5 protein-coding genes are annotated in these 15433 nt (G+C 64.3%); 2 read left to right on the top strand and 3 right to left on the bottom strand.

Annotated elements, in window-relative coordinates; translation table 11 throughout:
* Window positions 1-30 precede the first annotated feature (30 nt).
* Both AB4O05_RS16110 and AB4O05_RS16105 read right to left on the bottom strand, forming a co-directional pair.
* The gene (locus tag AB4O05_RS16110; RefSeq protein WP_460136640.1) at window positions 31-3210 is read right to left on the bottom strand and encodes a non-ribosomal peptide synthetase; all 3180 of its coding nucleotides are present in this window, start codon (window positions 3208-3210) and stop codon (window positions 31-33) included.
* Window positions 3207-13409, bottom strand: a complete 10203-nt coding sequence (locus AB4O05_RS16105; protein ID WP_460164748.1) for an amino acid adenylation domain-containing protein — start codon at window positions 13407-13409, stop codon at window positions 3207-3209. Before AB4O05_RS16105 ends, AB4O05_RS16110 begins: the two co-directional genes overlap by 4 nt.
* Window positions 13410-13616: 207 nt before the next feature.
* On the opposite strand from AB4O05_RS16105, the gene AB4O05_RS16100 reads away from it, so the two are divergent.
* Together AB4O05_RS16100 and AB4O05_RS16095 are read left to right on the top strand one after the other, a co-directional pair.
* Entirely contained in the window at window positions 13617-13868 is a 252-nt protein-coding gene (locus AB4O05_RS16100; RefSeq protein WP_460136641.1) for a type II toxin-antitoxin system HicA family toxin, read from the top strand.
* Window positions 13865-14230: a type II toxin-antitoxin system HicB family antitoxin gene (locus tag AB4O05_RS16095; RefSeq protein ID WP_460136642.1), complete on the top strand. Its 366-nt coding sequence runs from the start codon at window positions 13865-13867 to the stop codon at window positions 14228-14230. Before AB4O05_RS16100 ends, AB4O05_RS16095 begins: the two co-directional genes overlap by 4 nt.
* On the opposite strand, the gene AB4O05_RS16090 is transcribed toward AB4O05_RS16095, so the two are convergent.
* The gene (locus AB4O05_RS16090) at window positions 14231-15403 is read right to left on the bottom strand and encodes an MFS transporter (RefSeq protein WP_460136643.1); all 1173 of its coding nucleotides are present in this window, start codon (window positions 15401-15403) and stop codon (window positions 14231-14233) included. It abuts the gene before it with no gap.
* Window positions 15404-15433: the final 30 nt, after the last annotated feature.

Raw genomic sequence — 15433 nt, 5'->3', positions numbered from 1 at the left:
GGGGCTGATTGCCAGCCCCGTTCCGTAGGTTTATCCCTGCTCCTTGCTCACCTGCAATTGCCGGGCTTTTTCCAGCAGTGCCGCCTTCTCTTCAGGCGTCATGGCATCCATGCGCAAACGCGCCTGGGCGATTTTTTCCAGCTGCCCCGCGACACTTTCGCGTTCGCGCAGCACCCGCGCCAGTTGCGCCACGCTGGGGTGATCAAACACCACGCCGGGATGAATCTCGCAGTGCAGCAGCTTGCGAATACCCGCCACCAGTTTGATCACCAGCAACGAGTGCCCGCCTGCGGCGAAAAAGTCCTCGTCGATGCCCAGCCGCTGCAAGCCGATCAATTGGGCCATCCGCGTGGACAACAGCTCCTCAAGCGCATCCCGTGGCGCTGCGTAGGCCACCCGGCGAGGCTCCGGCTGAACGTGCTGCAACGCCTGGCGGTCAACCTTGCCATTGGGCAGGCGAGGCATGTGCTCAAGGCTGTGGAACCGGCGTGGCACCATGGCCGCCGGCAAGCGTTGAGCCAGTTGGTTTTGCAACTGAGTCAATACGTCCTCGCCCGCTGCTGCGCGCAGTACCACGAACGCGTGCAGCTCCTCTTGCACCACGACCACCACCGCCTCACGGACCTCAGGCAAACGCAGCAACTGTGCGTCTATCTCCGCCAGTTCAATGCGGAAACCGCGCACCTTGACCTGATGATCACGGCGGCCATACAGCTGCACGCCACCGTCGACCCGATAACGGGCCAGGTCTCCCGTGCGGTAAAGACGCTCGCCCCCCACCAGCGGGCTATGGATAAACGCGGCAGTGTCAGCCTCGCCCGTCAAGTAGCCTCGGCACAGTTGCCGGCCACCGATGAACAACTCGCCGAGTTCGCCCGTCGCCAGCAGTTGTGCGTCTGCACCGAGCACAAACACCTGGTTGCCGGGGAGCACCTGTGTCAACGGGACGCCGTGGGTCAGGTCCTGGTCGGGCAGCAACGGATGCACCATCACACCCACCGTCGCTTCGGTAGGACCGTAATGGTTGAACACAAGGCAGTCGGGCCGCAGTTGACGAATTCGCTGCACCAGGCTGGCACCGATCGCTTCACCGCCGAGCACCAGCGTGCCCGGCAGTGCGGCGCTCTCGGCCTCCAGCAAGGCCGCCAGATGTGAGGGCACGATTTTCAGGCAGTCGATGCTGTTTTCCCGCAGGAACCCGGCAAAGCCCTGGGGATCCTGCAGGGTGGCATCGTCAGCGATATGCAGCGTCGCGCCGTTATAGAGCGCGCCGAACAAGGCGGTATTGCCCAGGTCCGCCGCCACCGTGGAACTGAAGGCGACGTGACGGCAGGCGGACAGGCCCAATTGCTGGCTGCTGCCTGCGGTGTAGTTGAGCAACGCGCCATGCTCGATCACTACGCCTTTGGGCTGCCCTGTAGAGCCGGATGTGAACAACACATAGGCGACGTCCCGAGCCTGCACGAATGCCGCCGGTGCCACCGAAGCGTCCAGGGGCGACGCGGCCAGGTTGAGGACCTTGAAGGAGGCCATGGGGTCGTTGGGGACAGGCGCCTGCGCCTTCAGGATCAAGCTCGCGGCGGCAAGCCGTGCGATGTCGGCCTGGCGCGCCGCAGGCCATTGCGGGTCCAGCGGCAGGTAGGCTGCGCCCGCACGCCAGGTGGCGAGCATCGCGACGACCAGGTCCGCAGAGCGCGGCAACGCCAGGCCGACGAGCGAGCCCGGCCCCACGCCTTGGCGCAGCAGCTCGGCACTCAATTGCGCGGCTCGGGCATCCAGCGCGGCGTAGCTGAGGGTCTGGCCTGCGGCGACCAGCGCCACTGCATCCGGTGTCTGGTGCGCCCAACCGGCGATGCGTTGCGGCAACAGCAGCGGCGTCTCCATCACCTGCGCCGGCGGATTGAGCGCCAGCAACCGGCTCTTTTCGTCGGCATCCAGCAGGTTCAGGCGTGCGATGGTTTCATCCGGCGTATCAGCAATGCTCTGAAGCAGTTGGCGGTATTGGCCCAACAGGGTCTCGACGGCTTGCGCGGTGTAGCAGGCGGGATTGAACTCCAGTGACACGCCTTGAGGCTCGCCGGCCGCTGCGATGTCCAGTTGCAGGGCCAACTCGAATGCCGGTACACCGGTCGGCAGGTCGCTGCCCGCCCAGACCATCCCGGCGTCCTCAACCGGTGCCCAAACGCGTCGACGGCCAAAACCCATGGCAGGCCTGGCCTGTTGTGGGAACGACAACGGCGCCAGGTATTCCTGCCAGGTGCGGTGCTGATCCAACTGCGCAGCCAAGGTGCTCATCAGGTCACGGAAGGTGCTGGCCGGATCGATACGAATCGCCAGGGGTAAGGTTTTCTCGAACAGGCCCAGGCTATGGCTGAAAAACTCGTAGTCCTCGCGCGCATTGTGCCGCCAGCCGCCAAGGAACGCATCCCGACCACTGATGCGGGCCAGCAGCACCCACCAGGCAGTTTGCATCAGCACGTCCAACGGCTGCCCTTGGGTGCGCAGGCGAGCCAACAGGGATTGATCCAATGGCACGCTCAAGCGTTCGGCCGGTAAATCCTCAGCGCACGTCAGCCGATAGGGCAGGTCCGGCCCATGGACCAGCGGCGCGGGCCCTTGCAGCGCCTGCTGCCAGTATGCCTTGGCGGTTTCGGCGTCTTCATCGAAGATCACCTCGCTGCGCCATTCCAGATACTGGGAAAACTGCCCCGGTTCGTCTTCTGCAAACCCTTGCTGCCCATAAGCGGCCAGCAGCTCCTGCTGGATCAGCGCCAGGCTCACAGCATCGGCGGCGTAGCGCGCCACACCGATCAGCAGTTGCCAGTGGTCGCTTGCCAGGCGCTGCAACAAGGCACCGATCAGCGGCAGCGGCTGTTGCAACCAATGCTGCTGACGTGCGCTGACCTGTTGGGGGGACGCTACGTCGAGCCATGAGGTCAAGCTCACCGCTTCGGCCGCCACGACTCGTTGGCGCAGCCCGTGATAACCGCTGACAGGCGAAAATTGCGTCGCCAATGCTGCGTGCCGCAGCGCCAGGCTGTCCAGCGCCTGTTGCAGGCGCAACGGGTCCAGCTCGCCACGAATGTCCAGTTTCAGGCAGTGGGCCAAATCGCCCCAGCTCGCCCCCTGCTCCCGAGCGTCCAGATGCTGTTGCTGCTCGACCAGCAACGCCAACCCCGCGTCCACGGTTCCCTGTTGTGCAGTACTCATACTCCGGCCTCTTCCTTTTCGGTCTCGCCGTGCGCCACGTGCAGCGCACTGCGCTCAATCATTTCGCCCATCGCCACGACAATCTTGCGCGGCCCTTCGAAGGGGTCACGTGCGTGGGCAGCCAGCATGTTGTCCAGCAGGATCACATCACCCTTGTGCCAGTCGAACCGCACCGCGCAGGCTTCGTACAGCTCGCCGACCGTGGCCATGACTTGATCGTCAATCGGCGAACCGTCGCCGTAGTACACGTGACGGGGCATGCGGTGCTCGCCGAACAGCGCCAGCAAGTCCTCGCGCACATCCGGGTCCAGGCAGGAGATGTGATGCAGTTGTACCTGGTTGAAGAAGGTTTTTTCCCCCGTCACCGGGTGCCGGACGATTGCCGGGCACGGTGTTCGGATTTGCAACTCATCATTGTCCAGCCAGGTCCACTCGATGCCCGCAGCGCGGCAACGCGCCTCGACCTCGGCCCGTACATCTGTCTTGAAGAAGTGCTGCCAGGACACGTCCAGCTTGTCGGCAAAGGTACGTACGTACAGCAAGCCCTTGTCTTCGAAGCGCTCGCGTATGGCCACCGGCAACTTCAGGTACATCTGTCGGCAGTCCACCACCGGCGTGGCGCCGCCCACAGGCGATGGCTGTTCGCAGAAGAACAGTTGCTTGCGCGGCCAGCGGTCCTGATGGGAGCTTTCGTTATGAAACAGGATCATTTTCTTTTCAGGGTACGGCGTCGAACGGTAGGTGTTCTTGCCACCCTCTTTTTTCGGCAAGTCGCCGTATTGGCCATACAGGCCCGGTTGTACCGCCTCGGCGAACGCTTCGAAGTCATGTATGTCGCGCAGGGCAAATCCGCGGAACAGAATGCCCGCATGACGAGCCAGCTTTTCTTCCACCAGCGCGCGGTTGTCCTTGATCCATGCCACCAGGTCCAGACCCGGGTCAGTGGGCTCCATCAGTAATGGAAAATCCTGCCCTGGCACCAGCAGCGATTCACGCATCGGCGCGCCGGCAGGCCTATCGCTGCGGCTTTGGTTTTTTTTCAGGAATTTGCCCAGTTTATCGGCCTTGATGGCAGGCGCTGCGGGCGTCGCGGTTTGTTCCAGGGTGTGGGTAGGCATGGTGATATCCCCTAATTGAATGTTCGGATCACACACAATCTGTTCAAGAATTCCCGTCCAGGCGCTGACGAATGACTCAATACGTTGTTGTTCAAACAGGTCGCTGGCGTACTGCCAGGTACCGTGCAGGCCGCCTGCATCCTCATCAATGAACAGGGCCATATCGAACTTGGAGTAACCGCCACGGGTCGGCAGCACCTCGACGTCGACCCCCTCCATCCGGCCGCTCTGCACCGGCAGGTTGTTCATGACGAACAGCACCTGGACCAGCGGGTTGAAACCACGTTGGCGCGGGCATGAGCAGGCCTCGACAATCATGTCGAAGGGCAGGTCCTGATGATCGAAGGCATCCAGCGCGGTGCCTTGGGTGGTTGCCAGGAAGGCGCTGAACCGTTGCTGGGCCGCAAAGCTCGAGCGCAATGGCAGGATGTTCACAAAGAACCCGATCAGACCTTCCAGCTCGGGCTGCTGACGCCCGGCAACGTCGGCACCGACCAGCACGTCATCGGCGCCGCCGAGGCGATGCAGCAGGACCTGAAACGCCGCCAGCAGCGTGCTGTACAACGTGACGCCGGCCCGCGCCGACAACGCCTTGAGCCCTTCATGCAAGGCACCGGGCAGCGTGAAGCCAAGGTCGCGGCCTTCATAGGTGGGCGCCTGGGAGCGAGGCTGGTCGGTGGGCAGTTGCAATACGCCGCTGTGACCGGCCAGTGCCTGCTCCCAGTAACGCGCCTGCGCAGCCAGCACGCCGGTGTTTTGCAGTTGCTGTTGCCAGAGGGCGTAATCGGAGTACTGAATCGGCAGGGGCGGCAGCGGCTCAAGTACACCCGCCCTCGCCCGGCCATAGAGCCCCACCCATTCGTTGACCAGCACCGCCATCGACCAACCGTCGGAGATGATGTGGTGCATCGAATAGAGCAACACGTGTTCAGTGGGGCCCAGTTTGAGTACCTGCCCGCGGAACAACGGTGCCTGCAACAGGCTGATGGACTGGCGGGTATTGGCTTCAACGGCGGCGGCGACCTGGCGCTGCTGCTCGGTCGGGTCCAGGGACGACAGGTCCAGCACCGGCAAGTCGACCTCCACATGCTCGGCGATGACGGCCAGCGGATCCCCCTCATCGTCGGTGAAGTAGGCGGTGCGCAGGGTTTCGTGGCGGGCAACCACTTGCGCGAAGCTGCTGATGAGCAGCGGCACCGACAACTCGCCGCGCAGGCGCACGGCCAACGGCATGCCATAGGCGCCAGAGGCCGCCGACAGTTGCTCCACCACCCATAGCCGGCGTTGCACCAGGGAAAGCGCCGAGCTGGATTTTTCACCGTGGGCCACCAATGGAATGTGCGCCACCGCGCCCTCCTGCGCGGTTCGGTCTGCCAGCGCAGCGGCAAAGTCAGCCAGGCGCGGCGCACCAAACAGATCACGCAGGGTCAGGTCACACGACAACAACGCCTTCAAGCGCGCGACGACTTGAGTGGCCAGCAGCGAGTGCCCGCCCAGCTCGAAAAAGTGGTCGTCCAGCCCCACCCGCTCCAGCCCCAGCACGCATTGCCAGACCTCGGCGACCTGTACTTCCAGAGCCGTTCGTGGGGCCACATAGTGCCTTTGCTGGTGGCTGGCATCCGGTGTCGGCAAGGCTTTACGGTCCAGCTTGCCGTTGGGGCTCAGGGGCAGCGCGTCGATGAACATCAGCAAGCCAGGCACCATGTAGTCCGGTAAGGACTGACGCAACGCCGCCGTCAAGGTGTGCGCCTCCACGGCATCCGTCCGGGGCACGACATACGCAACCAACTGCGCGCCGGTCGGCCCATCCGACGCGATCACGGCCGCCTCACGCACCTGGGGCAAGGCTTGCAGGCAGGCTTCGATTTCGCCTATCTCGATCCGGAAACCACGGATTTTCACCTGATGGTCGATACGGCCCACGTACTCCAGGGCCGCGTTTTCGTTGTAACGGGCCAAGTCACCACTGCGGTAAAGGCGCGCGCCCGGCACACCGGAAAACGGGTCCGGCAGGAAGCGTTCGGCGGTCAGCGCCGGGCGGTCGAAATAGCCCTGGGCCAAACCGGCCGAAGCACCGATGCACAACTCACCGACGCCGCACGTCGGCAGCAATTCAAACCCGCTGTCCAGCACGTACAACGCGCGTCCGTCGATAGCGTGCCCGATCGGCATGCCGAAGGTGTCATTGGCATCCAGCAACTGGCAGTCGTGCACGCTGGACACCACGGTGGCCTCGGTCGGGCCATACGTGTTCAGCAAACGCACGTTGCCCAACCCCGCCGCGTGCCAGGCGCGCACCCCCTCCACCGCCATGGCTTCGCCGCCGACATGCACCTGGCGCAGGTTACCCAGGGCGCGGCCGTCAATGGCGCACTCCTTGGCCAGCAGGTACCAATAGGCCGCAGGCAAATCGGCCAGGGTCACGCCCTGCTCGACGATTTCCCGGGCCAGCAGCCCGGCATCCCACAGTTCGTCACCGCGCATTATCAGTGCCGCGCCGACGCACAGCGGGGGGTAGCATTGCTCGACAAAGCCATCAAAGCTGAACGTCGCAAATTGCAGCACGCGGTCAGCGCACGTCAGCGCGCTGTAGGCGACCGCCGTGTCGCAGAATTGATCGAGGGCGGCATGATCGATGGCGACCCCTTTGGGCTGGCCGGTGGAGCCGGAGGTGTAGATCAGATAAGCCAGGTCGGCGGCGGCGGCATGGCTCGGTGGATTGGTCGCCGGGTAGCCCGCCAGCTCTTCCCCACGCGCGCTGAAATCCACGCGATTGAGCCCTTCGGGCAATGGCAGGTCGGCCAGCAACCCGGTTTCGCTGAGCAATAGGTTCAGGCGGCTGTCGGCCAGCATGTAGCTCAGGCGTTCGACCGGGTAGTTGGGGTCCAGCGGCACATAGGCTGCGCCGCTTTTGAGCACCGCCAGCAGGCTGACGATCAACTGCGGTCCACGCCGGGCAGCCAGGCCCACACGCTGGCCCGGGCCCACGCCATATTCCAGCAAGCGATGAGCCAGGCGGTTGGCCTGCTGATTGAGCTGGGCGTAGCTCAGGCATTCAAGGCCCGCCTGTACCGCCAGGGCGTGAGGGGTAGCGAGAGCCTGGGCGGCGATGCGTTCATGCACACGCACCTGTCGCTCAGGCGTGGCGGGAGCCTGGCAGAGGGCGAGCAGATGGCATTGCGTACGCTCGTCCAGCAGTTGCAGAGTGCCGAGGGGCGCGTGGGTATCCGTCACCAGTTGCATCAGCAGGTGCTGGAGGTTGGCACCCAACTGCGCGACCTGCTGCGCGCTGAAGCGCGCACGGTCGTAGCTGAATTCCAGGCGCAGGCCGGCACCCAGTTCGATGCCCAGGGTCAGCGGGTAGTGGGTCCGCTCATGGTTGTGCATCCTGCCGAAGGTCAAGCCCGCCGGCGCGCCTTGTTTCAACGCTGCGGCGACGGGGAAGTTTTCAAACACCAGCAAGGTATCGAACAGCGCGCCACCTGATTGACCGGCCCAGCCCTGGATGTCGTAGAGCGGTACGTGTTCGTGGTCGCGCAGGCGCAGGTTCAGGGCTTGCAGCTCGGCGAGCCAGGCAGCGGCCGACTGGGCCGGCGAAGCCGCGCTGATGATCGGCAACGTGTTGATAAACAGGCCCAGTTGCTGCTCGATGCCCGGTAAAGGCGCCGAGCGTCCGGCGACGGTGGCGCCGAAAACCACGCAATCCTGACCGGTATAGCGTTGCAGCAACAGGCTCCAGGCGCCTTGCAGCAGCGTGTTGAGGGTGACTTTGTGCTGGCGCGCACAGTCACCGAGCGCGCGCGTGAAGGAGGTGTCCAGCGTGACGTGATGGTCGGCCATACCGGCCCCATCGACCGGTACACGCAATGCTTCGGCCAACAAGGTGGGCGCTTGCAGTGGCGCCAAGGCCTCCTTCCAGAACCCTTCGCCCGTCCCTTGCTGTTGCAACCAGCTCAGGTAGTCGCGGAACTGCCCCAGCGGCGCCGGCACCACGTGGCCGGCGTAGTGGGCAATGACTTCGCCGAGCAACTGGGCGTTACTCCAGCCATCCATCAGCAGGTGATGGCTGGTGAAGATCAGGTGCCAGGTGTCGTCGGCACCGCGCACCAGCTTCAGGCGAAACAGCGGCGCGGCATCCAGCGCGAAACCTTGCTCGCGCTCGGCCTCGGCGAGGGCATCGCAGTCGGCGCTGCTGTCTTCAATCACGTGCAGTGGCAGGTCGACCTGACGCTGGATCACCTGGTGGGGACTGTCCAGGCCCAGCCAGTGGAAGCTGCTGCGCAGGCTGTCATGGCGGTCCAGCGCTGCCTGCCAGGCGCGGCCGAACGCCAGCGGGTCGAGACCGTGGATATCCAGGCGCAACTGGTTGATATAGGCCTGGGCCTCGGGCTCATACAGGGTATGGAACAACATGCCCTGCTGCATCGGCGACAACGGGTACAGATCGGCGATGGCCGGCCCCGCGATGGGCAGCGCGTCCAGCTGCGGCTGGGCCAGGCGCGCCAGCGGGAAGTCCGAGGGCGTGACTTGCCCCGCCGGCGTGGCGCAGCAATGGTCGATCAACGCCTTGAGTTCCGCCGCGTAGGCATCCGCCAGGCGCTGGATGGTCGCGGTCTCGAACATCTCGTGGCTGAAGCCCCAGTGCAGCGTCAGTTCGCCGCCGTACACCTGCCCTTCCACGGTCAGCCAGTTGGCCAGCGGTGCCTCGGGGTCCTGAGCCTGGCCGCTGCCTTCGGTGGCCGGCACCCACAGCGCCGACTCGTTGAACTGGCGGTCGAACTGACCCAGGTAGTTGAAGGTGATGCGCGGCGCCGCCAGGTTCGCCAACGCATCGCGGGCATCCGCCGGTCCCAGGTAGCGCAGCAGGCCATGGCCAATGCCTTTGTCGGGCACGGCGCGCAGTTGCTCCTTGATCGACTTGATCGCGTCCGCCAGCTCGCCATCGGCTTGCAACCGTACCGGGAACAGGCTGGTGAACCAGCCAACGGTGCGCGTCAGGTCGACGTTGTCAAACAGCTCTTCGCGGCCATGGCCTTCCAGCTGGATCAAGGCGGCGCGCTGGCCGCTCCAACGGCTGACGACCCGCGCCAGCGCCGTCAGCAGCAGGTCGTTGACCTGGGTGCGGTAAGCCGCCGGTGCCTCTTGCAGCAGTTGGCGGGTGTGCTCGGCGTCGAGGCGGCTTTCGAGCTTGCGGCCCAAGCGGTGTTGCAGGCCGCCCTGGGGGTTGTCACAGGGCAGGTCGGCGTCGCTGGATTGGGCCTGCCAGTATGGCAACTGCGCGTTGAGCGTCCGGGCATGTGCCTGCAACTGTCGGGCCCAGTGCTGGTAAGCGCAGGTCTTGGCCGGCAGAGGTGCCTTGGCATAGGCCTGTTGCAGGTCTTCGAGCAGGATGCGCCAGGACACGCCGTCAACGACCAGGTGATGGACCACCAGCAGCAGGCGCTGGGTGCCGTCGGCCATGCCCACCAGCACGGCACGCAGCAACGGGCCCTGCTCCAGGTCGAGGCTGCGCTGGGCTTCATCGCACAGCGCAGCCAACTCATCATCGCGGGTTGCGCGAGACTGCCACAGCCCGGGCTCGGTAATCGGCCCGGCGTGGCTTTGCCGCCAACCTTCAGCCTGCGGCACAAAACGCAGGCGCAGGGCGTCGTGGTGGTTGATCACTTGCACCAGGGCCGCCTCCAGCCGCGCGGGCTCGAGGGTTTCGCGCGGGGTCAGCAGCAAGGACTGGTTCCAATGCTGACGCACCGGGATCGCCTGGGCGAAGAAGCTGTGCTGCACCGGGGTCAGGCTCACGTCGCCGCTGACCGGGCCCTGGTCGATCACGCTGGCCTGCTCGACCGTCGCCACCCGCGCCAGGCTGCGTACGCTCTGGTACTGGAACAGGTCGCGCGGGCTGAGGCGAATACCCGCCTGGCGTGCGCGGCTGACCACCTGGATGGAAATGATCGAATCTCCGCCCAGCTCAAAGAAGTTGTCGTCCAGACCGACCTGCGGGGTGCCGAGCACATCGCTCCAGATCGTCGCCAACGTTTGTTGCAGGGCAGTTTCCGGGGCGCTATAGGCGTGCTGCGGTGCAGTGTCCGGCACTGGCAGGGCTTTGCGATCGAGCTTGCCGTTGGCGGTCACCGGCAGCTTGGCCAGGTGCACCAGGTGGGTCGGCACCATGTATTGCGGCAGGCTGACGAGCAGCCAGGCCTTGAGGTCGGTCGGCGTTTCACCGTCCAGCACCAGATAGGCCACCAGTTGCTTGCCGTCCTGCACCAGCACCACGGCTTCACGCACGGCGGGATGTTGCATCAGGCGCGTCTCGATTTCCCCCAACTCGATGCGCAGGCCGCGCAGCTTGACCTGATGGTCGAGGCGGCCAAGGTAGTCGATCACCCCATCGGCACGTTGGCGCACGCGGTCGCCGGTGCGGTACAGGCGCGCGCCGTCAGCGAAGGGACTGGGCACAAAACGTTCGGCGGTCAGGGCCGGACGCCGGTGGTAACCGCGGGCCAGACCGGCGCCGCCCAGGTACAGCTCACCGGACACACCGGCGGGCACCGGGTTGAGCTGGGCATCGAGGACATAGGTACCGAGGTTGGCGATCGGACGACCGATCGGCACGGCGTCGCGGCCTTCGTCGACGCAGGTCCAGTGGGTGACGTCGATGGCGGCTTCCGTCGGGCCATAGAGGTTGAACAAGCCGGCCTGGGGTAGCTTGGCGAACACTTGCAGCTGTGCATCCAACGGCAAGGCTTCACCGCTGCAGACGATGCGCTTGAGGCTGGCGCAGGCCTGCACACCTGGTTCATGGATAAACGCCTGGAGCATCGAGGGCACGAAGTGCAGCGTGGTAATGGCGTGGCGACCAATGGTCTCGATCAAGCGCGCCGGTTCACGGTGTTCACCAGGGGCCGCGACCACCAGACGCGCGCCGCTCATCAGCGGCCAGAGGAATTCCCAGACCGACACGTCAAAGCTGAACGGGGTTTTCTGCAACACCGCGTCGCTGGCCTCCAGGCCATAGGCCTGCTGCATCCAGCACAAACGGTTGACCAGCGCGCGATGGCTGTTGCCGGCGCCTTTGGGCTTGCCGGTGGAGCCGGACGTGTAGATCACGTAAGCCAGGTTCAGCGTGTGAATCTCGACGGCGGGCGATGCGCTGCTGTAGGCATCCAGCCAGCCGGGCGCCTGGTCCAGGGCAATCACTTGGATGCCTGCGGTAGGCAGCAGCGGCAACAAGCGGTGCTGGCTGAGCAGCAGCTGGATGCCACTGTCTTCGATCATGTAGGCCAGGCGTTCCCGGGGGTACTCGGGGTCGAGTGGCACGTAGGCGCCGCCGGCCTTGAGAATGGCCAGCAGGCCAACGACCATTTCCACCGAGCGCTCGACGCAGAGGCCGACCAGCCTGTCGGGGCCGACCCCCTGTTCACGCAAGGCATGGGCCAGTGTGTTGGCGCGGGCGTCGAGCTCAGCGTAGGTCAATGTGGTATCGCCGAACACCAGCGCCGGGGCGTCAGGCGTGGCCTGGACCTGGTCTTCGATCAGCTGATGAATGCCGCGCTCGGCTGGGTACGTTTCGGCCGTCTGGTTCCAGTCCTGGACCAGCACCTGCCGCTCCTCGGCGGCCAGCATCGGCAGCTCACCCACACGCTGCTCGCCATCGGCGACCATGGCCTGCAACAGGCTGGTCCAGTGCCGGGCCATGCGCTCGATGGACGACGCGTCGAACAGGTCGTTGGCGTAGGTCAATGCGGCGTACAGGGTGCCGGATTTTTCATAGGTGTCGAGGGTCAGGTCGAACTGGGTGGTGCGGCCTTGCCATTCCACCAGGGCCAGTTCCAGGCCGGACGCAGTGCTGGTCGAGGCTATGTCGGCCACTATCGGCTGGTGGTTGTACATCACCTGGAACAGCGGCGTATGGCTGAGGCTGCGCTCAACCTTGAGGGCTTCCACCAGGCGCTCGAACGGTAGCTCCTGATGGGCCTGGGCACCGAGGGCATGCTCCTTGATGCCTTGCAGCAACTCGGCAACGCGGGTTTGCCCGCTCAGCTCGGTGCGCAGTACCTGGGTGTTGACGAAGAAGCCGATCAGCCCCTCGACTTCACTGCGGTTACGGTTGGCGATCGGCACACCGACGCGGATATCGCCCTGGCCGGTGTAACGGTGCAGCAGCACGTTGAAGGCGCCCAGTAACAACATGAACAGGGTGACGTTGTGCTGTTGCGCGCAACTGCGCAGCTGTGCGGCCAGCGCCGGTTCAATCGCGAAGTTATAGCGGGTGCCCTGGTAGCTGGGCATGGCCGGACGCGGGCGGTCGGTCGGCAATTCCAGCACCGGATGTTCATCGCCCAGGCGTGCCTGCCAGTATGCCAATTGCCGCGCCTGCTCTCCCGCTTCCAGCCAGCGGCGCTGCCACAGGGCGTAGTCGCTGTACTGGATCGGCAGCGCCGGTAATTGTGGCGTCTCGTGGCGTTCATGGGCGTCGTAAAAGCGGATGAACTCCTCAATCAGCACATTCATCGACCAGCCATCGGAAACGATGTGGTGCAAGGTCAGCAGCAGGACGTGTTCCTGGGCATCGAGCTTGAGCAATTGCACGCGCAGCAACGGGCCGTGCTCCAGGTCGAATGGCAGCAGCGACTGGCGCGTCGCCGCGTCGTTAACCGCCTGCTCGCGCGCGGCCGGGGCCAACGCACTCAAGTCAAGTTGTTCAATGGCCACCGACGGCGCTGCCGCAACCTGCAACAGGCGGTCATCGGCCTGGCGCTGGAACACGGTGCGCAGGGTTTCGTGCCGGGCCACCAGGCTGGCGAACGCCTGCTCCATTGCGTGCAGGCTCAGCATGCCCTTGAGACGCACCGCTCCCGGCAGGTTGTAGGCACCGCTGGCCGGGTCCAGTTGCCACAGAAACCACATGCGCTGCTGTGCGTAGGACAGTGCCTGGCGGTCCTGCGCCTCGACCCCGGCCGGAATCGGAAACCGCGAAAAATCCACGCCTTCTTTCTGCAGGGCCTGCAGGAACACCTGGCGTTTTTCCAGAGGCAACCCGATAAACCGGCGAGCAAGTTTCATGGAGTCTTCAGCATTCATTTTTTGGAGTCCGGAGCAATAGGCAGGAAGCACAAAGGCACGTCGTCCCTATAAAACGAACCGCAAAGGGAAAAATTAGCGAGGGCTGGGGGGCCGGGCGCGGTGTAATCAAGGGTTACATCAAACCCGGGAAAGACTCCCAGAGCCGAGCTAGCATTGACGCACACCACTTTTTGCAACTACATTTAGTTACACGCAGGGAACGCCGTGTCCAAAAATGAAAAGCTGCTCGCCAAACTGCTCAATGAGCACATGGCATTTACCTGGCCTGAACTCGTCACGCTGTTACGCCGGCTGGGATACACACCGATTGAAGGGGCTGGAAGCCGCGTCAAATTCGACCTCGGCGACCCCAGTGCAATGATCACCTTGCACAAGCCTCACCCCGGCAACGAACTGAAACACTACATTCGGCGCCAGATCATCGAACAACTGCGATCAGGAGAACTGATTCCGTGAACAATCAACTCAAATACAAAGGCTACATCGGCTCTATCGAAGCCAGCCTCGAAGACAACTGCCTGTTCGGCAAGATCCTGTTCATCAAGGCATTGGTGAGCTATGAAGGGAAAACCGTCGCCGAACTGGACGCGGCATTTCGTGAGGCCGTGGACGACTATCTCGCGACGTGCGAGTCGCTCAGGCAAACACCTGAAAAACCTTGCAAAGGTTCGTTCAACGTACGCGTCGGCCATGACCTGCATCTGGCGGCAGCCCTGGCAGCGATGCGAAAAAAAGTCACGCTCAATGACCTCACCCGCCAGGCGTTGAATGAATTCCTGCAACATCACGGCGCGGATGCCAGCCCGGCAATTGGCTGATTACCCCAACCGCCGATACCCCAACACTGCCGAACCCAACACCACCACTCCCGCCGCCAGCGCCACCCAGAAGCCACTGGCGGCGCCGAAGTGGTCGATCATCCAGCCGGAGCTGGCGGCACCGATGGCCACGCCAATGCTCAGGCCGGTAATCAACCAGGTCATGCCTTCGGTCAGGCGGCTGGGCGGCACGATCTGTTCCACCAGGGCCATGGACACGATCAGGGTCGGCGCAAAGAACAGGCCGGAGACAAAGATCGCCGCCGCCAGGCCCGGAATGTTGCTCACCAGCAGCAACGGCAAGGTGGTCAGCGCCGTCGCCACGCCGCAGCAGAGGAACTGGCGCGGCAGCGGCGCCTTGAGTTTGAGGGTGCCGAAGGCCAGGCCCGCCAGGCACGAACCGATGGCATACACCGACAACACGATGCTCGCCGCCGCCGGCTGGCCCTGGTGTTGAGCGAAGGCGACGCTGACCACATCCACCACGCCCACGATCACGCCCATGGCCAGCAGCAGGACCATCAGGATCAGCACCGAGGGTGAAGCGATCAGCCAGCCGGCGTGGTGGGCGTGATGTGCATGTATCGGGGGTTCGGTCGCGCGTTGCAGCACAAACGTGGTGACCCCCACCGCCAGCAACAGCGCGACCATCAGCGGCCCGGCTTCGGGGAACAGCACCACGCTCAGGCCCACCGAAATCGGCGGGCCGATGATAAAGCACACCTCATCGAGCACCGATTCCAGGGCAAACGCGGTTTGCAGTTTGGGCTGGCCCCGGTACAACTCGGTCCAGCGCGCCCGCACCATGGCCGACATGTTCGGCATGCAACCGGCCATGGCGGCGAACAGGAACAGCGTCCAGGTCGGCGCCTGCAAGCGCGTGCACAGCAACAGCAACAACAATGCCCCACCACCGATCAGCGCCGCTGCCGGCAGCACCCGGCCCTGGCTGTAGCGGTCCACCAGCCGTGACACCTGCGGTGCGCAAAATGCCGTGGCCAGGGCATACACCGCCGCCACCGTGCCCGCCAGGCCATAGCCGCCATGCACCTGGGACAGCATGGTGATCAGGCCGATACCCGCCATCGACACGGGCATGCGGGCGAGCATGCCAGCGAGCACGAAAGCCCGGGCGCCAGGCACCTGGAACAACTCGGCGTAAGGGTTTGCCATGATTTAAACGCCTTCGGTCCTTAAATTGCG

It is taken from the genome of Pseudomonas sp. S1_G07, from assembly GCF_054668565.1.
This window is presented reverse-complemented; position numbering and strand designations above follow the sequence as displayed.